This window comes from Shewanella sp. VK101 (assembly GCF_056497865.1).
In genome coordinates this window covers 3,305,975-3,327,532 of the sequence record NZ_CM151402.1, presented here as the reverse complement: position 1 = coordinate 3,327,532, position 21,558 = coordinate 3,305,975, and the positions used below count along the sequence as shown (strand labels likewise).

Below are 21,558 nucleotides of genomic sequence, written 5' to 3'. Positions count from 1 at the left end.
TTCCTTAGTCACGGCGCTGTGGCGGGTTCGAGCTATTGCCTGGATTGCAACTGGAGTTGCTGCCCGTATTGTTACTTGTGCCTTGCCAGTTCGGCGGGCGTTTTTCGAAAAAGGCGTTCAGCCCTTCCTGGCCTTCAGCAGACACCCGGATCCGGGCGATGGCCTCGCCGGTGAGCGCCAGCGTCTGTTCATCTATCAGTCCGTGGCGGATATCGCTTATCAGCTGTTTGCACCAGTTGAGCGCCTGCGGACTGTTGCCCAGCAGCGACTCGATAAGGGGCGCTGCGGCGGCCTCGAGATCGTCTGCTACCTGATGCACCAGTTGCAAAGTCTTGGCGGCTTCGGCATCGAAACGCTCTGCGGTCAACATATAACGTCTTGCCTGACGTTCGCCCATGGCGCGGCGCACATAGGGGCTGATGACCGCCGGGATCAGGCCAAGCTTCACCTCTGACAGGCAAAAGCTGGCCTTGGGCGTCGCTATGGCGATATCGCAGCAACACACCAGCCCAAGCGCCCCGCCAAAGGCCGCGCCTTGTACCAGTGCCAATGACGGCTTGGGGAATTGATCCAGAGTGGCCATCAACCGGGCCAACTCGGCGGCGTCTTTGAGGTTGTCGTCAAAGTCCATCGCCGCCTGTTTGCGCATCCAGTTCAGGTCGGCGCCGGCGCTGAAATGTTTGCCGTTGGCTTTCAGCAGCAGCACCCGGCAGGCGGGATCCCGGGCCAGGGACTCCAGCGCATGAATGAGCTCGGCAATCATCACTTCATCGAAGGCGTTGGCCAGCTGAGGGCGATTCATCACCAGGGATGAAACGCCGCGGGAGTCGGTGGTTAAGGTCAGATATTGATAATCCATACCGGCCTCCATTACATGCGGAACACGCCGAAACGTGTGTCCTCTATGGGCGCATTCAGCGCCGCCGACAATGCCAGGCCGACTACATCCCGGGTCTGGGCCGGGTCGATAATGCCGTCGTCCCACAAACGGGCGCTGGCATGGTAGGGGTGACCCTCTTTATCGTACTGGGCTATCACCGGAGCCTTGAAGGCGGCTTCTTCCTCGGCGCTCATGGTCTGCCCCTTGCGGGCCAGGCCGTCTTTACGCACTGTGGCCAGTACTCCGGCGGCCTGTTCGCCCCCCATGACTGAGATGCGGGCGTTGGGCCACATCCACATCATGGTGGGTTCAAAGGCGCGACCGCACATGCCGTAGTTACCGGCGCCGTAGGAGCCGCCGATGATCACGGTAAACTTGGGCACAGTGGCGCAGGATACTGCGGTCACCATCTTGGCGCCGTGTTTGGCTATACCTTCATGCTCATATTTCTTGCCGACCATAAAGCCGGTGATGTTTTGCAAAAACAGCAGCGGGATCTTGCGCTGGCAGCAAAGCTCGATGAAGTGAGCGCCTTTTTGTGCCGACTCGGAAAACAGAATGCCGTTGTTGGCCACTATGCCTACCGGGTAGCCATGAATACGGGCAAAACCGCACACCAGAGTGGCACCGTAACCGGCCTTGAACTCGTCGAAGTCCGAGTCATCGACGATGCGGGCAATCACTTCTTTGACATCGAAGGGCTTTTTCAAGTCGGTGCCGACTATGCCGTAGAGCTCATGAATATCGTACTTGGGTGGCTTTACCTGGCTCAGAGTCTGGGCAATCTGTTTTTGGTGATTGAGGCGGGAGACGGCATTGCGGGCCAACTCCAGCGCGTGGTCGTCATTTTGCGCCAGATGATCGGCCACACCGCTTATCTTGGTGTGTACCTCGGCGCCGCCGAGCTCTTCGGCACTGACCTCTTCACCTGTGGCGGCTTTCACCAGCGGCGGACCGGCCAAAAAGATGGTGCCCTGTTCACGGACAATAATCGATTCATCGGCCATCGCCGGCACATAGGCGCCACCTGCGGTACACAGGCCCATGACCACGGCGATTTGCGGGATCCCTTTGGAGGACATGCGGGCCTGATTGAAGAAGATACGGCCGAAGTGATCCCTGTCCGGAAACACTTCATCCTGGCGCGGCAGGTTGGCACCGCCCGAGTCCACCAGATAGATGCAGGGCAGGTGACAGCGCTCGGCTATCTCCTGAGCCCGCAGGTGTTTTTTCACCGTCAGCGGATAATAAGTGCCGCCTTTGACTGTGGCGTCGTTGGCGATAATCATGCACTCGACTCCGCTGACCCGGCCGATCCCGGCTATGATGCCGGCGGCGGGCACTTCTTCGTCATAGACTTCGAAGGCAGCGAACTGGCTCAGTTCCAGAAATGGCGAGCCGGGATCCAGAAGTTTCTCTACCCGGGTGCGCGGCGCCAGTTTACCGCGAGACAGATGGCGCTCCATGGCCACAGGGCCACCGCCTTCGACTATCTTGTTGAGCTTTTGTTGGACATCGGCCACCAGGTGGGACATGGCGGCTTGTTTTTCCCTGAATTCATCGCTGCGGGCGTTGATTCTACTGCTGATTTGAGGCACGGCTTGTCATCCTTTTCGACTGAATGGGGGAGCGTGAAGGGCCGCTTGAACGGCCCCGGCATTCGCCATTACTTGGTTTCGTTGAACAGCTCGCGGCCGATGAGCATGCGGCGGATTTCCGAAGTACCGGCGCCGATTTCATAGAGCTTGGCATCGCGCAGCAGGCGACCTGTAGCGTATTCGTTGATATAGCCGTTGCCGCCCAGCAACTGAATGGCGTCCAGTGCCATCTTGGTGGCGAGCTCGGCGCTGTAGAGAATGGCACCGGCGGCATCTTTACGTGTGGTTTCGCCGCGATCGCAGGACTTGGCGACGTTATAGATATAGGACTTGGCGGCATTCATGCCTGTATACATGTCGGCCAGTTTGCCCTGCACCAGTTGGAATTCGCCGATGGATTTGCCGAACTGCACCCGCTCGTGCATATAGGGCATCACTATGTCCATGCAGGCGGTCATTATCCCAAGAGGGCCGCCGCTGAGCACCACCCGCTCGTAGTCGAGGCCGCTCATCAGTACCTTCACCCCCTGGTTGAGGCCGCCGAGAATATTTTCTTCCGGGACTTCGCAGTCTTCGAATACCAGTTCACAGGTGTTGGAGCCGCGCATTCCCAGCTTGTCGAGCTTCTGCGCCTGGGAGAAGCCTTTGAAGCCGCGCTCGACGATAAAGGCGGTAATCCCGTGCGGGCCCTTGTCCAAGTCGGTTTTGGCGTAAATCACATAGGTGTGGGCATCCGGGCCATTGGTGATCCACATTTTATTGCCGTTGAGAATGTAACGGTCGCCTTCCTTGCGGGCATGCAGCTTCATGGAAACCACGTCCGAACCTGCGTTGGGTTCACTCATCGCCAGTGCGCCTATATGCTCGCCGTTGACCAGTTTGGGCAGGTATTTTTCCTTCTGGGCCTGATTGCCGTTGCGGTTGATCTGGTTGACGCACAGGTTGGAGTGGGCGCCGTAGGATAAACCTATGGACGCCGAAGCGCGGGATATCTCTTCCATGGCCACTACGTGCGCCAGATAACCCATGTTGGCACCGCCGAACTCTTCTGGGACTGTTATCCCAAGCAGCCCCATGTCGCCGAACTGAGGCCAAAGCTCGTTGGGGAAGGCGTTGTCCTGATCCACCTTGGCGGCAATGGGGGCGATTTCATTGGCGGCGAAACCGTTGACTGCATCCCGCAGCATATCGATTTCTTCACCGAGTCCAAAGTTGAGGCTTGAGTAGAGAGAGTTCATTGGCTTGATGTCCTGTAAGTTAATATTTTTATTTTATTATTATGGTGTTTGGTCAATGGCTCAGGCTTTTTCCTGCTCCATGTCATCCAGCGCCTGACGGCACTGAAGTTCGGCAGAATTGAGTTCCATCAACACCACCTTGATATCGTCCATCTGCTGTTGCAGTGAGGTTTTCTTCTCTTCGATCAGGGCCAACATGGTATTGAGCTGTGCATGGCTGCTCTTGTCGGCATCGTAGAGTTCAAACAGTCGGCGGGTTTCCGCTAGGGAAAAGCCCAGACGCTTGCCGCGCAGAATAAGTTTCAGTCTGACTCTGTCCTTGAGACTGTAGATACGGGTCTGACCACGACGCCTGGGTTTGAGCAGCCCCTGATCTTCATAGAAGCGGATGCTGCGGGTGGTGATATCAAATTCCTTTGACAGATCACTGATGGAGTAAGTGGTTTGTGGATTGTGGTTTGCGCTCATCGATAACACCATAAAATGGAACTTGTTTGGCAAGATATATGAAGTTTACGTAAAGGTAAAGTTTGTTGTGGCATTTTGCGAACTGTGAGGTGTCAATCCCTGCTGCCATCGGCCTTTGCCCGTATTGAAACACTCGTTTCAGTTGGCTGTTCATTTATCTCACAGCAGCAGATAGCAATGCATGTCGCCCTTCGCTATGCCTATGTTTGCATTCCAATCATTTTGAAGGCAGGAGCGGATAAACAGCAAAATGCCCGCAAGCCAAAAGGCGCAGTTAGAGCAGGGTTTTAGGCTAACGTCTAATTGGGGACGGGGCCAAAAAAGACTATTAATTGTCCCAGGAAGGAAGGGAACGCAGTGCCGTCGCAGAACGGCGTCCTTTGGGAGGACAGATAATGATAGATCCGGGTTTAGCCCTGTATAAGGCGTCACTCGAGGACAAGACACAGTTTTGGGGCGAGTGTGCCCGTGCCATAGATTGGCAACAGCCCTGGGAGCAGGTGCTGGATGAGAGTGAGGCGCCATTTTACCGCTGGTTTAGTGGTGGCATGCTCAACACCTGCTATAACGCGGTGGATAGGCATGTGGCCGCAGGGCGTGGCGAACAGACCGCCATTCAATATGTCAGCCCGGTAACAGATACCGAGTACGGCATCAGCTATAACGAATTGCAGCAGCAGGTGAGCCGCCTGGCGGGCTGGATGCAATCTGTCGGTATCAATAAGGGCGATAGAGTCGTTATCTATATGCCCATGGTGCCGGAAACCGTGTTTGCCATGCTGGCCTGTGCCCGCATAGGGGCGATACATTCAGTGGTGTTCGGCGGTTTTGCCGCCAATGAGTTGGCAACCCGGATCAACGATGCCAAACCCAGACTGGTGTTGTCTGCCTCCTGCGGTATAGAACCCTCAGGCGTTGTGCCTTATAAGCCATTACTGGACAAGGCGCTGGAACAGTCTGAGCACAAGGTGGAAAATTGCCTTATTCTCGGCCGCAGCCAGTATCAGGCCGAGTTACAGCCCGGGCGGGATCATGACTGGCAGAATGCCATCTGTCAGGCGAGCCCGGCCGATTGTGTGGCGGTCGAAGCCACTCATCCCCTGTACATTCTCTACACCTCCGGCACCACAGGGCAGCCAAAAGGTGTGGTGCGCGACAATGGCGGCCACGCCGTGGCTCTGGCCTGGTCGATGAAGGCTATTTACGACATAGACGCAGGCGATGTCTTCTGGGCAGCCTCGGATGTGGGGTGGGTAGTGGGTCACTCCTATATTGTCTACGCACCGCTGCTGGTAGGCGCCACCACCTTGCTGTTTGAAGGCAAACCTGTGGGCACCCCGGATCCCGGCACTTTCTGGCGCACCATATCCAAGTACAAGGTCAAGAGTTTCTTCACCGCACCGACTGCGATTCGTGCCATCAAACGTGAGGACCCGGAGGCAAGCTATGTAGCTCAAAGCGATCTCTCTTGCCTGAAAAATGTGTTTCTGGCCGGCGAACGTTGTGATCCGGATACCCTCAACTGGGCGGCCGAGAAGCTGGCCAAGCCAGTAATAGATCACTGGTGGCAAACCGAAACAGGATGGGCGATTGCCGCCAACCTGATGGGTGTAGCCCCTATTCGGGTCAAAGCCGGGTCACCGGCCAGAGCCGTGCCCGGTTATCAGGTGGAAGTATTGGACGAAATGGGTGAGCAGGTGGCTCCCGGGCAGTCGGGCAATGTGGTGATCAAACTGCCTCTGCCGCCCGGAACCCTGACCACGCTGTGGCAAAACAATAAGCGCTACCATGACAGCTATCTGGCCATGTATCCCGGCTATTATCTCACCGGAGATGCCGGCTATATGGATGAAGAGGGCTATCTTTACATCATGAGTCGCATCGATGACATCATTAATGTGGCCGGTCACAGATTATCGACCGGACGTTTTGAAGAGGTGCTTTGTCAGCATCCGGCAGTGGCTGAAGCAGCGGTTATCGGTGTGGAAGATAAGCTCAAGGGCCAGGTGCCGCTGGGATTGGTGGTGCTCAAGATGGGCAATACCCTGAGCGAGGAGCAGCTACACAAGGAGCTGGTGGCCCTGGTGCGCAAGGAAATAGGCCCGGTGGCGGCGTTTCGTTTGGTAAGCGCCGTGCCCAAGTTGCCCAAGACCCGCTCCGGCAAGATACTGCGTGGCACCATGCGTAAAATTGCCGACAACCAGGAGTTCAAGGCGCCGGCAACCATAGAGGATCCCGCTACTCTGGATCTGGTACGCACCGCGCTGACCCGCATGGGCTATGCCGATTCTCTGGTGAAAGAGCACGCCTGAGGTTGACTTTCTCCTTTTGCGCCTGCCGTCGGCAGGCGTTTTTTTAGCTGTTTTTCATGTTGCAAAGGCGCGCCTCTTACACTTTGCCCTTTTAGTCGGCCTTTGCTAAGATGCCGCTGCTCCGTTCGGGGCAAGTAGTTACATTCAAAGTAGTTGCATCCAAGTTTTACATTCAGGCTTGCAACTTAAGCTACACTATGTAGCCTTATCATTCAGGCCGCAGGGACGACCCTGCAAGCGCCTTATCTATTACCGGGGACGACCCCTTTTTAAAAAGGGAAGGGTCCATGAACTGGATACTCTTAATCCTCGCTGGTTTGTTCGAAATCGGTTGGGCCATAGGCCTTAAATATACCCAGGGCTTTACCAAGTTAACTCCGAGTCTGTTGACCTTGGGCGCCATGGCCATCAGTGTCGGTTTGCTTGGGCTGGCGACCAAGTCATTGCCCATAGGCACGGCTTACGGTGTTTGGGTTGGCATAGGTGCCATGGGCACGGCATTGGTGGGTATCTGGCTGTTCGGCGAGAGCGCCAGCCTGATGAAAATCGGCAGTTTACTGTTGATTTTTATCGGTGTCTTGGGGCTGAAACTGGCCAGCTGAACCCAGAGGTTTGCCTGTTAATCGTGTTTTTCAAACAAGGTTATCGCCAAGGGTGACTGGTAATTAACTTTCGTTAATCAGTATAATTAATCCACTCAAGGCCGGCTGTTTGCTCGCAAAACGGCCGGCTCCTCTGCTACCCGTGGAATTAATAACAATGCAAACCCACAAGCATCTTTCTGACATCGGGGTCATAGGCCTGGGTGTTATGGGCAAGAATCTCGCTCTCAATATCATAGATAACGGCTATCGGGTCGCGGCGTTCGATCTGGACAGTCGCAAAGTGACAGCTGCCGAAAACCAGGCCAAGGCGGAAGTGACCGAGAGGGAACAATTGCTGTTTGGCTGTAATAATCTTACTGATTTGATGGCAAATTTAGCAACACCGCGCATCCTGCTGTTGTCCATCCCGGCCGGTACGGCAGTCGATGCCGTATGCCAATCCCTGCTCGATGCCGGAATTGAGCACGAGGATATAGTCATAGACACGGGCAATAGCCTGTGGACAGACACCATAGCGCGGGAGCAGCGCTATCGCGATCAGTTTATCTTCTTCAGCTCAGCCGTATCCGGCGGTGAGGTGGGGGCCAGATTCGGGCCCTCACTGATGCCAAGCGGTGATATCAAGGCCTGGGAGCGGGTTGCTCCCATTTGGCGGGCGATAGCTGCCAAGGTGGATGGTGACACCGGATTGCCGCTGGAGAGATTCGAGCCCGGCAACCCGGTTACCCAAGGGGAGCCCTGCACGGCTTACATAGGCCCGGCCGGTAGCGGTCACTATGTGAAGATGGTGCACAACGGCATTGAATATGCCGACATGCAGTTGATTTGCGAGGCTTATCATTTGCTAAGCCAAGTGCTGGGCTTTGATGCCTACGCCATTGCCCGGGTGTTCGAGCGCTGGAATACAGGTGTGCTCTCCAGTTATCTGATGGAAATCAGCGCCGAGGTCTTGCGGCAACAGGACCCATTGAGCGACAAGCCTCTGGTAGAGATGATCCTCGATAAGGCGGGGCAGAAGGGTACTGGCCTGTGGACGGCTGTCAGCAGCCTGCAGATAGGTTGCCCGGCGCCCACTATGGCGGAAGCGGTTTATGCCCGCGCCATCAGCACTCAAAAGGTTCTGCGCCAGAGTTTGGCCAGCAAGTTGGTCGGTCCCGAAGCGCGAGACACTCAATCGGCGGCCTCGGAGGAGCAACAAAGCTTTATTGATGGCCTGGAGAGTGCACTCTATTGCGCCAAGGTGAGCTGTTATGCCCAGGGGTTCCAGTTGATGGCGATGCAGGCTCAGGAGCAGGGATGGCAGCTGGATTTTGCCGCCATCGCCAGGATTTGGCGCGCCGGCTGTATTATTCGCGCCAGATTCCTGCAATCCATAGCCGCAGCCTACGACAGCGAGCCGGAATTGGCCAATTTGCTGTTGGCCGATGGCTTTGCTTCAACGCTTTCGGCGCGCCAGCAGGCATGGCGGCAAACGGTTGCCAAGGCGGTGCTTGCAGGTGTGCCTGTGCCCTGCATCTCATCGGCGCTTTCTTACTACGACAGTTATCGCAGTGAAACGCTGCCAGCCAATCTGTTGCAGGGGCAACGGGACTTTTTCGGATCGCATAGTTTTGAGCGCATAGACCAAGCTGCCAACGAGCGTTATCACCTGGATTGGAGTGACCCCAAGCGGCCGCTGATTAAGCTGGATTGAGGTAAAACCGAGTCGGGCAGAACATAATCGCCGAACAACAAAAAGGCTTCCAACTGTATGACAGTGGAAGCCTTTGTTATTGCTTCCCTGGGTTAAATGGTAAACACCAAGCCTAAGCTGAACAGGGCACTGAACATCATGGTCAGTTTGGCTGTACGTCCCAGCAGGGGATTCAGCGCCGCGCCCGATACTTGCGTGAAATCGCTGGACAGCCTGCGGGCCATCAGCAGCGCGAGGCCGGTCAGCAGCACAGGCAGCCCAGGCAGCAAACCCAGCAGGAAGCCTGCGATAATCAGGCCGAAGGGTAAGTAAACCAACGCCTGATACAGCACCTTGGACTGGGCCTCACCTATGCGTACCGCCAAAGTGCGCTTGCCGGCTTTCTCGTCGGTATAGATATCACGGGTGTTGTTAACCAGGCAGATGGCGGCATTGAGCAGGCCCACGGCGCTACCCAAAATCCAGGCTGCGGTGCTGGTATCACCGGCCTGCAGGTAGTAGCTGCCGACAACGGCTACCAAGCCAAAGAAGATAAAGGCCGCCACTTCGCCAAGGCCGTGTGAGGCCAGCGGGTATGGGCCGCCGCTGTAACCCAGGGCGCCCATAATGGAAGCCGCCGCCAGAATGGCGATTGGCCAGCCTCCGTGCCAAATGAGGAAAGACCCCACTACCAATGCCAGCAAGAGGCAAAAAATCATCGCGTTGCGTACTTTCTGCGGATCGAGCAAACCACTCTGGGTGACCCTTATCGGCCCCAGTCGCTCCTCGGTATCTATACCGTTTTTAAAATCAAAATAGTCATTGGCCAGATTAACTGCAATCTGCAGTAACAGGGCACAGACCATGGACGCCACTGCAATGGCCCAACTGAAGCTCTCCAGTTGCAGAGCCAGTATGTTGCCTATCAGCAAGGGTCCTATCGCCGCAGGCAAGGTGCGCGGCCGTGAGGCTAAAATCCAGGGGTTCATCTTGTCCTTTCTTCAGAGTTAAAGACGGAAAAACAAGCTAAGGATACCAATTTTCCACTTGAAAGTTAGCACAATCGGATAAATGCATTTAACAGAGTTTGAGTCAGCGCACATTTGTACCCGTGCGGATTAAAAAAATGCAGCCATAATCAAATTACCCTTGGGTTTTATGTGTTCTTATTGTTAAAGAATACCCGGTATTTCATGGGCTTAATGCTAATGCAGAGGTTAATATGATGGGGTTTGGGGGCAGGACAGCCCTTATCAGCGGTGCCGCCTCGGGCTTGGGGCGGGCTTTTGCCATAGGATTGGCACAAAGGGGCGCCAGCCTGGCGCTGCTGGATATCGACAGCTGTAAAGATACCTTGAATGCGCTTTCTGCTTTGGGGGCCGATGCCAAAGCCTGGCAATGTGATGTTGCCGACGAACAGCGGGTAGCCAAGGTGTTGCAGGAAGCCTGCGACCACTTTGGCACGATAGAGCTGCTGGTGGCCTGCGCCGGGATCCACCATCCCTGCTCATTTGAAAAGATGACTGCCAAACAGTGGCGACGGCAGTTGCAGGTGGATCTCGATGGCAGTTTCTTCCTTTGTCACGGCCTCTGGTCGCGAATGAAGGCACAGGAGTATGGCCGGATCCTGCTGCTCGGCGGTGTCAGCGGTGTTTTCGGCGATCTATTCGAAAGTGCCTGGGCCAGTGCCAAGATGGCTTTGCTTGGATTAACCAATAGTCTCAGTCGTGAAGGCAGTATTCACAATATCCGCGTGAACAGCCTCTGCCCCATGGTCACTACACCCATGACGGAAAAACATCTGGCACTGCCGGTGCAACCCCTGTTTGGGGTGAATGCACCTTTGGCGGCCGGGTTGTTTCTGCTCAGTGAGCAGGCGCCTAATGGCCAGCATCTTTTGGCGGCGGCCGGCAGTATCAGCCGAGTGAGAATGGCTGAAACCGAGCCGGGTTATTTCCATGCCGGCGCCTGTACGCCTGAGCTTTTGGCCAGAGCATGGCCGGAGCTGAGTGTGGCCACTCCGCTGGGATTCAGCGACAGCGGAGAGGCACAAATCGTCAAATGGGCCAGGCAGGCCGCTGCCGAGCATGATATAGAGATAGAATAAAGGCTTCTGGTCACGAAGGGCGGTTCTGGGTTAATCTTTGCGGTATATGTCAGCCAGTTAACAGAATTTTATGAGCCAGGTTTTAGATGATCTCTTGTCACTGCTCGCGCTTGAACAGATAGAAATTGGACTTTATCGGGGCCAGAGCCAGGATCTGGGTTTTGGTCATGTGTTTGGCGGTCAGGTCATGGGCCAAGCCCTCAGCGCTGCCCGTCGCACTGTGCCGCAAGAGCGCCAGGTGCATTCACTGCATTCCTATTTTTTACGGGCAGGCGATGAAAAGTTGCCGATAGTCTACGAAGTCGAAAACATGCGTGATGGCGGCAGTTTCAGTGCCCGTCAGGTGAAGGCGATTCAGAAAGGGCGGCCGATTTTCTACATGACCTGTTCCTTCCAGGAGCCGGAGGAGGGTTTCAGCCACCAGGCAGAAATGCCGGAGGTTCCCGGCCCTGAAGGGATACTCAATCAGCAGGAATTGGCGATGACCATGAGGGACAAGGTGCCCGCCAGAATGCTGGAGAAGTTTATGGCCGATGCCCCCATCGAGATGCGCCTGGTCAATCCGCTCAACCCTGTGGCACCTGCGGCGACTGAACCTGTACGCCATGTTTGGCTGCGGGCCAATGGCGCCTTGCCGCCTGAGCATGAAATGCACGATTACCTGCTGGCGTACGCTTCGGATTTCAACTTTTTGGTGACGGCAGCTCAGCCTCATGGGGTGTCATTTCTGACCCCAGGGATGCGGATGGCCACCATAGATCATTCACTCTGGTTCCATCGTCCGGTCAATATGGGCGAGTGGTTGCTGTATGCCATAGAGAGCCCCAATGCCAGTGGTGGCCGGGGTTATGTGAGAGGGCAGTTCTTCAACCAACAGGGAGAACTGGTGGCTTCGGCCACTCAGGAAGGCCTGATACGTATGACTGCCAAATAAGGGAATGAAAGATGATTAAATATGTAAAAGGGCTGGTCGTTGCCGCCGGGATAGTCTTTCTCGGTGCCTGTGTTACGGTTGACCCCAAGGCACCGGTTATCGTCAACGGGGCGGCGGGCTACCTGGAAAGAGTGGCCTTGCCTCAAGGTTCAAGTATCACAATTGCCATCATAGATTTGGATACCCCAGGGGTAATCGTGGCACAAAAGAGCTTTGATATTGCCAGGGCGCCGGTGCCGTTCAAATTCATTTTGCCGGCGGAAACCGTTGAGTCCAATGTCAACTATGGTGTGGTGGCCATGATCCAGTATCAGGGGCGAGTGATATTCCAGACCTATGACAGATACCCTGTGATCAACAATGACAAATTTACCACCGAAGTGCTGATGAAGGCGGTGCCTTTACCGCAATTGGATCAGCGTTAAGCGTTGCCGCAGGATATGAAAAGGCGCCACTTGGGCGCCTTTTTACTTGTTACACTCTGAAAATACTTATCTGTTTCTTCAAGGCGGCGGCCAGCTCGGTCAACTCTCTGGCGGAGTTGACGGTTTCTGTGGCGCGGATATCGCCTTCGCGGGCCAGATCTGTTATCTGGTGCAGATTACGGGTGACTTCATCGGCCACCGCGCTTTGCTGCTCTGTGGCACTGGCAATACTGCTGACAGATACCGCCAGATCGGCAATCCGCTGGGCAATGGCGGTCAACTGATTGTTGGCTTCCTCTCCCTGCTCGGCGGAGCGATTACCCAACTGATGACTCTGATCCATGCGTGTAGCCGTGTCCTTGACCTTGGCCTGCAGTGAGGTGATGGTCTGGCCGATTTCCGAAATCGATGCCTGAGTGCGGCTTGCCAGAGTGCGCACTTCATCGGCCACCACGGCAAAACCGCGCCCTTGTTCGCCGGCGCGGGCGGCTTCGATGGCGGCGTTCAGTGCCAGCAGGTTGGTTTGCTCGGCGATGCCATTGATAACTTCAGTGATGGTGTTGATGGCTTCACTCTCTTTGGCCACCCCTTCGACGGCGGTATGGCTCTCGCTCAACTGTCTGCTGAGGGTTTCCAGCCCTTGCACCACCTGGGTCAGTTGCTGGTGTCCGGCGCGGGAGGCTTCATCTACCTGTTGGCTCTGGTTGGCGCTTTCACCGGCGTGGTTGGCCACATCGCGTATCGAAGTGGACATCTCCTCAATGGCAGTCGCTATCTGATCGGTTTGAGCCATTAGAGCCTGAGCTTCGTCGCCGTTGAGACGGGCAACTTCCTGGGCCTGTTCGGCCTGGTATTCCAGAGTTTGTACTGAGCCTTGCAATGCCTGGATCAGCTGTTTTAGTCCCTGGGTCATTTCGGTGACGCTGTTGCTTATCCGTACCACTTCGTTTTCGCTGCGGCTGTCGAGCTTGGGCAGGTCATGGCTGAAGTCGCCTTTGCCCAGGTTTTCCATGTGGCGCTGCAAGGTTTGCAGTGGTCTGACAGTGCGTACCAGCACGACAGAGAGCAGGGCGGTGATCACCAGAATACCAATCACGGCAACCAGGGCGTTGATCAGTAAAAGAGTCTGGCTTTCCTCATTTAACTCGGCGGCTTTGACCTGACCGATAAGCTCCCAGTTCCAGCCGGGAATGGTAGCGCTGTAGGCAATCATCTCCACGCCTTTGCTGTTGTGATAGCTCTTGACCCCTTCACTGTTCATCAGCTCATCGAGTGGCAAGCCATCGAGCTCTGCCTCTGTCACGGTTTGTCCCTGAGCCAGGCTGGGATGAGCCACTACCACCTTGTCGGCGCGGCGCAGCAGCAGGTAGTTGCCGCTTTCTTCCAGGCGCAGCTGTTTGACCGACTGCTGCAACTGCACCAGAGAGTCACTGATGTCGAAGCCTATATAGAGAATACCTATCACTGAGCCCTGAACATCCTTGACCGGACGGTAAACCGTCATATAGTCGCGGCCGAACAACTTGGCATAGCCCTCATAGACCTGGCCCTGAATAAGTTTTTGATAGCCCGGGTGTTTTGTTCCCAAATAAGTCCCCAGAGCGCGGCTGCCATCGGCCTTTTTCAGTGAGGTGGCAATACGTAGAAAGTCATCGCCGTCACGAACGAACACAGTGGCATTCCCGCCTGTGAGGTTGGCATATCTGTCGACTTTACTGCGGGAGGAGTTGAGCTGTTCCTTTTCATGCATCAATGCCGGGGTATCTATCCCCAGGACTCTGACAGTTTTGTTTTCCGGTTTATGGAATTGGCCTGGATACATGGCCCTGAATACATCGGCATTGCGACGGGCCAGGGACAACAGGCTCTCGTATTGCAATGCCAGCAGATCATCGACCCCATGGATCTGTTGCTCCATGGCGGTTATCGCTTTCTCTTTCAAGGTCGATGAGGCTGTCAGGTAGGAGATGCTACTCAGGATGCCAAACACCAAAATCGTCAGCACAAAAGCCAGTGTGCCGATCTGTTTGGCGATAGGCCAGTTGCGGTAATTCATTATCGTTATTCCTGTATGACCGGTTTGTTGAACTTTATCTCATTCACGTTAAACAAGTTTTGACCTGAATCTAACTATGGGCTCGCCCCTTTATTTTAGAGGAAGCTTGATTACAGCAGTACAGTTTGGGCAAGTTTTTAGCTCTCTATATTGTATACAAAATAAAGTATGCGATATAAAAGTTGCGGTTTTGTTACCGCTACGGGTTAAAACAAAAGTGGGGCAAGCCAGGGAGTAGAAAGATAAATAGAGCTAACTGATTGATTAATATTAGAGGAAGGGAGAACGAGTATGAGAATGCAGCCATTGGCTATCGCCATTTCCTGCCTGTTGGGGGCTTCGGCATCGGCTTGGGCCGAACAGAGCGCGGCAGAACAGGTGGAACGGATTGAAGTCACAGGGTCGAGGATTAAGCGTGTCGATATGGAAGGCGCGACCCCGATCACCACTATCACCGCCGATGAGCTGGCCAAGTCAGGGTTTGCCACGGTCGGCGATGCCTTGCGTTCCTCCAACCTCAACGCCTTCGGTTCCTGGGGCGGTGGTTCCAACAATGGTTGGGGTTCCCAGGCCACGGTACAACTCAAAGGGGCTTCGGCCTTCAATACGTTGACGCTGCTGGATGGCAAACGTATGGCCAAGTCCCCTGTGCTGGATGGCGGTGCGGCCAATATCAATACTATTCCCATGGCGGCGGTCGAGCGAATTGAGATACTGACAGACGGCGCCTCGGCGATTTACGGTACAGACGCCATTGCCGGTGTGGTCAATATTATTCTCAAGAAGGACTTCGAGGGTATCCAGCTCGACGGTCGTATGGACAGGCCCAGCAATGAAGGCGGTGATTCCTCCAATCTGTCGTTCACCGGTGGACTCAATTCCGATAAGGGCCATCTGGTGTTCACCTTTGAACACTATGAGCAGAAACCCATCATGCAGTCGCAGCGCTGGTTTACCCAACCCTTTGTGGTACCGGGTGGCGATGCATCCGACTATCAGGATTGGGTCAATATTTCGCCCACCGGCAGGGTGCTGACCCAAGGGGCGGCAGGAAACTGGGTTTATTCGGCTCCCTTTGCCAACAGTGACAGAGACTGCGCCGATGTTTATGGTGATAAGTTTGTCGGTGTGCTGAACGACAGCGATTATCCCGGCGATACCCTGTGCGCCTATGACTATACCAAGGCCGCAGCCACTACAGTGGATCAGAGCCGCAACAATACCCTGTTGCACTATACCTATGAGCTGAGTGATTCGCTGCAACTGACTGCCAGAGCCTATTGGGCCGCCAATGAGACCCGGGATATTTCGGCGCCGGTCCCGGCCTGGATCAGCATTCCCAATGGTTTACCCGCCTATACCACGGCCGAGGGGCTCGAGTTGGTTGAGCTGATGGCCGACCCTTCTGCCGGAATGAACTTTCGCTTCGATACCGCGGGTGACAGGGTCGCCGAGCATCATGACAACATCTTTGACTATCTGCTGGCGCTCAACGGCACTGCCTACTTTATCAGTTGGGATCTTGCATTCAACTACAATAAATACAGCAACTTCACTTGGGGGACTGGCTATCAACTCAAGGGCGCCAGCTCAGATCTTATCGGCCATTGGGACACAAACAGCAACAACTTTGTCGGCTGGGACCCCAGAGACCCGAATTCCCCTATGCCCGGTGGCGCTACCGCCAACTATGATAAGCGCATGACGGCTACCTATCTGGATATCAATGGCGGCGCTTCCATGGATTTGTTTGAGTTGCCCGGTGGCTTCAGTGCCTTGTATGTCGGCGCTTCCTATCGTGAAGAATCACTGGATTCCAAGGTGGATGCCTTGGCTGAGGCCGGCATGATAACCGGCGGCAACGGTGGCAGTGGCGGCGAGGGTGAGCGTGAAGTTTGGGCTACCTACTTCGAGCTTATGCTGCCATTATTTGACTCGCTGGAGTTGAATCTGGCCGGGCGCTACGATGATTACTCGGATTTCGGCGGTACCTTCAACCCCCAGTTGTCGCTGCGTTATCGGCCGCTGGAGTCCTTGATGTTGAGGGCATCCTGGGGCACAGGATTCAGAGCGCCGACTCTGTCGGATCTCTATCAGGGCACCAGCGAAAGCTATGGCGATATTACCAACTACCTGAGTTGTTACGATAATCAGGAAGATATCGACTCTTGCAGCCGCACCGACAATGCACCGACCTTGACAGGCGGCAATCTGGAACTCAAAGCCGAAGAGTCTGAATCCTACAACCTGGGGCTGGTATGGGATATCAATGACAATTTCAATGTCTCGGTAGATTATTGGTCGCTGGAGATCACCAATATGATCGAAGAGTTGTCGGCCAGTGAAATCGTCCGCACCCAGGCAAGACTCTGGCAGGCGGCAGATGCCCAGGGGCAGCCCAGACCCGATGTCAGCGATATCTATCCTGGCACTGCGATTTCCCGTTTGGGTAATGGCCGTATCGATTATGTGCAGAGTCAGAAACTCAATCTCGGCCGCAGTGAGCGTGAGGGGCTGGATCTCAGCTTCAGTGGCACCCTGGAAACAGAGTTTGGTGACTGGAAGTTGGGCCTCGGCTGGTCACACTACTTCAAGTATACCTATACCTATGCCAGCGCCGGAGAACAGGTGCTGGGGGATGATGTCGCCGGGCGAGAGGGCACCCCGGAGGATAGATTGAATCTGACGCTGGACTGGAACTATGGCGACCATGCCGTCAGCTATTTCAGTAATTTTATCGGTAGTCAAACCAGCTGGGATGTTCTTGATGACAGTTGGGATCCGGCGACGGGGCAAACTATTGATGACGGCAAGCTCTATGAACTCGACAGTATCTGGTATCACAACCTCAGTTACACCTATACCTTACCCTGGAACAACAGCTTGTCGCTGGGGGTAACCAACCTCACCGATGAGGGCCCAGTGCTGGCCTACGACGGCAGCTATAACTCCAACCTGTACGATATCCGGGGTCGAACCTACTGGGCCGGCTTCCGTCAGGCGTTTTAACGCCGCTCCCTTGATCCTCGTTGGATCTTCAGGCACACCCGTTTGGGTGTGCCTTTTTTGATCAAAATTGGTTCGCCATTGCCAAATCGCGGGAGCATTCTGGCCGAGGTTTCAGCCATAGAGAGTAGACCACAGGTACCCAAACCAGAGACAAGAGGGTGGTCAGTGCCGTGCCTCCGGCAATGGCTATGGCAAAGGGGGGCCAAAAACCGCCGCCGCCCAGAATAAGTGGCAGAAAGCCGCCTACTGTAGTGATGGTGGTTGAACCTATATGACGACTGCAACTCATCACCCCGGCGAGAATGACTTCGGTGTCGCCGGCGCGTGCCATAGGCTCGGACTCGAGTTCGGCCAGGATCACTATCGCGGCATTGATAGCCAGGCCCATCAAGCCCAGCAGACCTATTATCACGGTAAAGCCAAAGGGATAACCCAAAGCCCAGACCGCCAGCAGCCCGAGCCCCGCCGATTGCAGGGCGCTGAGCAGAATGATTCCCGTCAGCCTGAAGGAGTTGAAAGAGAGTACCAGCACTGTCAGCAATGCGGTGATCACCAAGACGATATTGGAGAGCAGATTACCCACGGCTTCATCACGCTTGGCACTCTCACCGCCTATCTCTATTCGGTAGGAGGCGGGCAGTTTAAGCTCGGCCAGTTTGGGTTTGACTCGCTCCAGCACTTTTTGCGGCAGCACGCCAGAGGCGATATAGGCTTCGAGAATATTGACCCGCTGGCCATTATAGTGAGGAATGGCGCCGCGACTGGCATTGACATGGCTTTGACTCACGGCCGAAAGTGGAATCGACTCACCATTGGGCGACAGCAGACTTATCTGTGACAGCCTGGATTGCTGCTCGCCGACACCGGCACCCAGCTTGACTCTCACCGGCAGCGATTCGGTTTGCTCCAGCAGGCTACCGCCTGTGATGCCTGTGGTGGACATCTGAATCTGCGAGGCGATTTCTCCCAGATTCAGGCCGGCCATCAGGCTGGCATCTTCATCGAGCTGCAGCCACACCTTGGGCGCCCCCGGGCTCAGGGTTGCCCGGGTGTGGATCACATCCCGGGTCTCGGCCAACATTCGCCGCACCTCATCCCCAAGCTCGGCCAACCTGTCGAGGTTGGGGCCATAAAGCCTCAACTCCACAGGGGCGTTGAAAGGAGGGCCCTGCTCCAGTTTACGCACCAGGATCTGCGCATCCGGATAGTCCTTATCCAGCCGCTGTTGCAACTCGGGGATTAAGCGATTGGCGGTGCGAAAGTCGCGGGTTCTTACCATTGCCTGGGCGTATTGGCTGGCGCCTTGCTGCTTTTGAGTCAGGTTGTAGTAGAAGGAGGGCACGTTCCCGCCTATGACCCAATTGACGCTTTCTATGCCGTCAGTACTGCGCAGCTCACTATCGAGTTGTTTGACTCTCTGCTCTGTTCTCGCCAGGCTGGCATGGGGCGAGAGGTAGAGCTCCAGCTGGAACATGTTTCTGTCCGATGGCGGGAAAAACTGCTCTGTCATCTGCCCGGAGGCCACAAAGCCTGTCAGCGGCAAGATACCAATCAGCAGCGCGGCAGTTTTCGGGTAATCAAGCGCCAGTTGCAGAGTCTGGCGATAGGCTCTGGCAAGCCTTGGCAGATTCACTCCGTGGTGGTACCAGCGGTTGTTGTCCCTGGCGCGGCTAAAGCGCCCGGCGAGACCGGCTATCAGGGTGTGGGAGATGAGGTAGGAGCCGAGCAGGGCAAAGATCACCGAAATGGCAATGCCACCGACAAACTCGCCGGCGGCGCCCGGCATCAGCACTATCGGTGCGAATGCCAGCATGGTGGTGATGGTAGAGCCGGCGAGCGGCAGCCACAGGTGCCTGATGGTGGCATTGACCGCCTGCAGCTTGCTCATGCCTTCGCGGCGACGCTGGGCAATGGCATCGACAATCACAATGGCGTTATCCACCATGATCCCCAGGGCCACCACCAGGCCGGTGACCGACATCTGATGAATGGGCAGGCCGGTAAACTTCATGCAGGCCAGAGTAAACAGTGCTGTCAGTGGCAGCGACAAGGCGACAATAAGCGCATTGCGCATGCCGACAGTCACCAGTAGCACCAGGAGAATGAGCACAAACCCCTGCAGCAGGTTGACGAGCAACTCCTGCAGACGCTCATTGGTATACCCCTCTTGCTCAAACAGCCATTGCATGCGGATATTGGCGGGGAAGCCCTGTTCCAGCTCGGCAGCAACCTGGCGGACTTGTTCACTCCAGATATCCACCCGAGTGTTGTTGAGCATGCGGGCGGCCACCATGATGCCGGGCTCACCGTCCAGCAGCGCCAGATTATCCGGCGGATCCTTGGGCTGGCGGCTGATAACGGCGATATCGCCAAGGCGGATCAGTTGCCCGAAACTGTCGGTCTTCAGCGGCACCTGGCGGATACGCTCCAGCGAGTCCAGTTCACCGGAAACTTCCACCAATGCCCGGAAGCTCTGGTTGTTGATTTCACCGGCCGACACCTTGGTATCGGCCTGATTGAGAATTCCGGCAACGGCTCCCGGTGTCAGTCCGAGACGATTAATACGCTCGCCATCCAGCGTTACCAGAATTTCCTCCGTCGGCGCGCCATAGAGTTTGACAAAGTCTGTACCGCTCAAGAGCCGCAGTTTGCTTTGCAACTCTTTGGCGTAACGGCTGATAATGTCGGGGCGCGCTTCACCGCCGCCGTGCCATCCCAGGCCTATGATGGCGGTGTAGGCGTAACCCAGCTGATCGTCCAGTACCGGCGGATTGACACTCTGTGGCAGGCGGCCGCTGCTATCGGCCAGCAGATCTCTGGCTCTCGACCAGACCGGCTCGGTTTCTATGACGTTATCTTTGAGCTCGAGTTGAATCACCGAGACCCCGGGTCTTGAGGTAGACTGGATAAGCTTGAGTTCCTCAAGTCGCCTAAGCTCATTTTCCAGTACTTCAGTCACCAGTGCCTCGACCCGTTCGGCGGAAGCGCCCGGATAGCTGGTGATCACAGAGGCAAAGCGGTTGGTGATATGGGGGTCTTCGGTGCGTGGCAGGCTGGAAATGGCGCCGAGTCCGGCAACCAACAACAGGGCTATCAACAGGCTGGCGAGGCGGCCATTCTCGACAAAAGCCTTGATAACAGCGTTCATTGTCCACCTCTTGCGGTCAATGCCGCTCCCGGTGAGACCCTTTGCCCGGCAACCAGTTTATGCAGGCCTGTGGTGACAAACTGCTCTCCCGGGCTGATGGCACCGGTAATAAAGGCGTTGTCGCCTTCGGTATAGAGAATTTCCACATCGCGGCGCTGCAGTTTAAACCCTTCGACATCTTGCTTGAGCACGTACAGATTCCACAGACCGCGAATACCGTCGGTGAGCGCCGATACAGGAACCCAGTAGCCTTCACGGGGAACTTCACGGCGGTACTGCAAATAAGCCAATTCGCCATTGATAGGTGTCGTTTCCGATGTGGGGGTGATGCTGAACCTGAGCTGCACTGTGCGGGTGACGGGGTTGATTTGGCCGCTGATCCCTTGCAGTTTGGCCTGATAGTAGTGTTCGGCGACTCTGAGACTGAGAATGGCTCCCGGTTGCAACTGCTCGGCAATATTCAACGGTACACCTATCAGTGCCTGCAGATTGTCGCTCTGCACCAGGGTAAAGACCGGGCTGCCCAGGGCGATGACTTCGCCGAGATTATGCTCTCTTGCGGCTATCACACCGGCAAAGGGGGCGATGAGAAGCGATTTCTGCCGCTTAAGCTCATTGGCCTTCAGTGAGGCTTCCAGCCTGGCGTGCCCGGCTTCCAGGCTGGCTAGCTTGCCTTTGAGCTCGTCGAGTTGCTGCTCGGAAAGATATTGTTTAGCACTGAGCTCCAGTGAGCGTTTCAAGGTTGCCCGGGCCAGCGAGATATCGGCCTGATTCTGATCCAGTGCCGCCTGTAATTCGGTCTGCTCGGCTTCCAGCAAGCTGGTATCCAGCTGTGCCAACAATTGTCCGGGTTTAACTCTGTCACCTGTATCTACCAGGAGTTTTTGCAACTTGCCTGCGAGTTCGAAACCTATGCCTGTGGTATTGCCGGCCCGCACGCTGCCACTGAATTGCTGCAGCTTGGTGTAACCTGGCTTTAACACAAGATTGGCACTGTTGACCACTGGGGGTTTGGTTTCACTGTGCTCAGATGGCTGTGGTTGGCAAGCGGATAGGGATAATAACAAAGTGAGGGTGGCAACCAGCGCACCTTTGCCCAGGCTCCT

At 55.6% G+C, this 21,558-nt stretch carries 15 protein-coding genes; 7 read left to right on the top strand and 8 right to left on the bottom strand.

Translation table 11 applies throughout. The features are described from left to right. Nucleotides 1-4 precede the first annotated feature (4 nt). From ACSHSR_RS14805 to ACSHSR_RS14790, 4 genes are all read right to left on the bottom strand, one after another. A complete protein-coding gene (locus ACSHSR_RS14805; protein WP_234502894.1) occupies nucleotides 5-859 on the bottom strand; it encodes an enoyl-CoA hydratase-related protein in 855 nt (284 codons plus the stop codon). Nucleotides 860-870: 11 nt separating this feature from the next. Beyond that, complete coding sequence (locus ACSHSR_RS14800) at nucleotides 871-2,478, bottom strand: carboxyl transferase domain-containing protein (RefSeq protein WP_025009397.1); 1,608 nt, start codon at nucleotides 2,476-2,478, stop codon at nucleotides 871-873. A 68-nt stretch (nucleotides 2,479-2,546) separates the two neighbouring features. Next, nucleotides 2,547-3,716, bottom strand: coding sequence for an isovaleryl-CoA dehydrogenase (locus ACSHSR_RS14795; protein ID WP_025009396.1), 1,170 nt, complete (start codon nucleotides 3,714-3,716; stop codon nucleotides 2,547-2,549). A gap of 60 nt (nucleotides 3,717-3,776) precedes the next feature. Continuing rightward, on the bottom strand, nucleotides 3,777-4,184 hold the full coding sequence (locus ACSHSR_RS14790; protein WP_025009395.1) for a MerR family transcriptional regulator: 408 nt from the start codon (nucleotides 4,182-4,184) through the stop codon (nucleotides 3,777-3,779). 395 nt (nucleotides 4,185-4,579) lie between these two features. On the opposite strand from ACSHSR_RS14790, the gene ACSHSR_RS14785 reads away from it, so the two are divergent. The 3 genes from ACSHSR_RS14785 (at nucleotide 4,580) to gndA (ending at nucleotide 8,794) form a co-directional block, all read left to right on the top strand. Beyond that, on the top strand, nucleotides 4,580-6,496 hold the full coding sequence (locus ACSHSR_RS14785; RefSeq protein ID WP_208221963.1) for a propionyl-CoA synthetase: 1,917 nt from the start codon (nucleotides 4,580-4,582) through the stop codon (nucleotides 6,494-6,496). A 287-nt stretch (nucleotides 6,497-6,783) separates the two neighbouring features. After that, nucleotides 6,784-7,098, top strand: coding sequence for a quaternary ammonium compound efflux SMR transporter SugE (sugE, locus tag ACSHSR_RS14780; RefSeq protein ID WP_025889847.1), 315 nt, complete (start codon nucleotides 6,784-6,786; stop codon nucleotides 7,096-7,098). Between the two features lie 157 nt (nucleotides 7,099-7,255). Further along, nucleotides 7,256-8,794 carry an NADP-dependent phosphogluconate dehydrogenase gene (gene gndA / locus ACSHSR_RS14775; RefSeq protein WP_208136782.1) on the top strand — a complete coding sequence of 513 codons (1,539 nt, stop codon included), beginning with the start codon at nucleotides 7,256-7,258 and terminating at the stop codon, nucleotides 8,792-8,794. Nucleotides 8,795-8,886: 92 nt separating this feature from the next. On the opposite strand, the gene ACSHSR_RS14770 is transcribed toward gndA, so the two are convergent. Next, nucleotides 8,887-9,762, bottom strand: coding sequence for a 1,4-dihydroxy-2-naphthoate polyprenyltransferase (locus tag ACSHSR_RS14770; RefSeq protein ID WP_025009392.1), 876 nt, complete (start codon nucleotides 9,760-9,762; stop codon nucleotides 8,887-8,889). 233 nt (nucleotides 9,763-9,995) lie between these two features. Between ACSHSR_RS14770 and ACSHSR_RS14765 the strand changes: the two genes are divergently transcribed. The 3 genes from ACSHSR_RS14765 (at nucleotide 9,996) to ACSHSR_RS14755 (ending at nucleotide 12,239) form a co-directional block, all read left to right on the top strand. Continuing rightward, nucleotides 9,996-10,880 (top strand): SDR family NAD(P)-dependent oxidoreductase, encoded by an 885-nt coding sequence (locus ACSHSR_RS14765; protein ID WP_107005718.1) that lies wholly within the window; start codon nucleotides 9,996-9,998, stop codon nucleotides 10,878-10,880. Between the two features lie 70 nt (nucleotides 10,881-10,950). Beyond that, on the top strand, nucleotides 10,951-11,814 hold the full coding sequence (gene tesB / locus ACSHSR_RS14760; protein ID WP_025889848.1) for an acyl-CoA thioesterase II: 864 nt from the start codon (nucleotides 10,951-10,953) through the stop codon (nucleotides 11,812-11,814). Between the two features lie 11 nt (nucleotides 11,815-11,825). Continuing rightward, a complete protein-coding gene (locus ACSHSR_RS14755; RefSeq protein WP_025889849.1) occupies nucleotides 11,826-12,239 on the top strand; it encodes a YbaY family lipoprotein in 414 nt (137 codons plus the stop codon). 49 nt (nucleotides 12,240-12,288) lie between these two features. On the opposite strand, the gene ACSHSR_RS14750 is transcribed toward ACSHSR_RS14755, so the two are convergent. Next, nucleotides 12,289-14,295, bottom strand: a complete 2,007-nt coding sequence (locus tag ACSHSR_RS14750) for a methyl-accepting chemotaxis protein (protein WP_062793298.1) — start codon at nucleotides 14,293-14,295, stop codon at nucleotides 12,289-12,291. Between the two features lie 291 nt (nucleotides 14,296-14,586). On the opposite strand from ACSHSR_RS14750, the gene ACSHSR_RS14745 reads away from it, so the two are divergent. Next, nucleotides 14,587-17,304 carry a TonB-dependent receptor gene (locus ACSHSR_RS14745; protein WP_479630877.1) on the top strand — a complete coding sequence of 906 codons (2,718 nt, stop codon included), beginning with the start codon at nucleotides 14,587-14,589 and terminating at the stop codon, nucleotides 17,302-17,304. Between the two features lie 61 nt (nucleotides 17,305-17,365). Here ACSHSR_RS14745 and ACSHSR_RS14740 read toward each other — a convergent pair whose 3' ends face one another. Beyond that, a complete protein-coding gene (locus ACSHSR_RS14740) occupies nucleotides 17,366-20,452 on the bottom strand; it encodes an efflux RND transporter permease subunit (protein WP_208184537.1) in 3,087 nt (1,028 codons plus the stop codon). Continuing rightward, nucleotides 20,449-21,537, bottom strand: coding sequence for an efflux RND transporter periplasmic adaptor subunit (locus tag ACSHSR_RS14735; RefSeq protein ID WP_413736113.1), 1,089 nt, complete (start codon nucleotides 21,535-21,537; stop codon nucleotides 20,449-20,451). Before ACSHSR_RS14735 ends, ACSHSR_RS14740 begins: the two co-directional genes overlap by 4 nt. Nucleotides 21,538-21,558 lie beyond the last annotated feature (21 nt).

Coding starts and splice junctions, on each gene's coding strand:
- ACSHSR_RS14805 (WP_234502894.1), bottom strand. CDS start 859: ATGGATTATCAATATCTGACCTTAACCACCGACTCCCGCGGCGTTTCA.
- ACSHSR_RS14795 (WP_025009396.1), bottom strand. CDS start 3,716: ATGAACTCTCTCTACTCAAGCCTCAACTTTGGACTCGGTGAAGAAATC.
- ACSHSR_RS14790 (WP_025009395.1), bottom strand. CDS start 4,184: ATGAGCGCAAACCACAATCCACAAACCACTTACTCCATCAGTGATCTG.
- ACSHSR_RS14785 (WP_208221963.1), top strand. CDS start 4,580: ATGATAGATCCGGGTTTAGCCCTGTATAAGGCGTCACTCGAGGACAAG.
- sugE (WP_025889847.1), top strand. CDS start 6,784: ATGAACTGGATACTCTTAATCCTCGCTGGTTTGTTCGAAATCGGTTGG.
- gndA (WP_208136782.1), top strand. CDS start 7,256: ATGCAAACCCACAAGCATCTTTCTGACATCGGGGTCATAGGCCTGGGT.
- ACSHSR_RS14770 (WP_025009392.1), bottom strand. CDS start 9,762: ATGAACCCCTGGATTTTAGCCTCACGGCCGCGCACCTTGCCTGCGGCG.
- ACSHSR_RS14765 (WP_107005718.1), top strand. CDS start 9,996: ATGATGGGGTTTGGGGGCAGGACAGCCCTTATCAGCGGTGCCGCCTCG.
- tesB (WP_025889848.1), top strand. CDS start 10,951: ATGAGCCAGGTTTTAGATGATCTCTTGTCACTGCTCGCGCTTGAACAG.
- ACSHSR_RS14755 (WP_025889849.1), top strand. CDS start 11,826: ATGATTAAATATGTAAAAGGGCTGGTCGTTGCCGCCGGGATAGTCTTT.
- ACSHSR_RS14750 (WP_062793298.1), bottom strand. CDS start 14,295: ATGAATTACCGCAACTGGCCTATCGCCAAACAGATCGGCACACTGGCT.
- ACSHSR_RS14745 (WP_479630877.1), top strand. CDS start 14,587: ATGAGAATGCAGCCATTGGCTATCGCCATTTCCTGCCTGTTGGGGGCT.
- ACSHSR_RS14740 (WP_208184537.1), bottom strand. CDS start 20,452: ATGAACGCTGTTATCAAGGCTTTTGTCGAGAATGGCCGCCTCGCCAGC.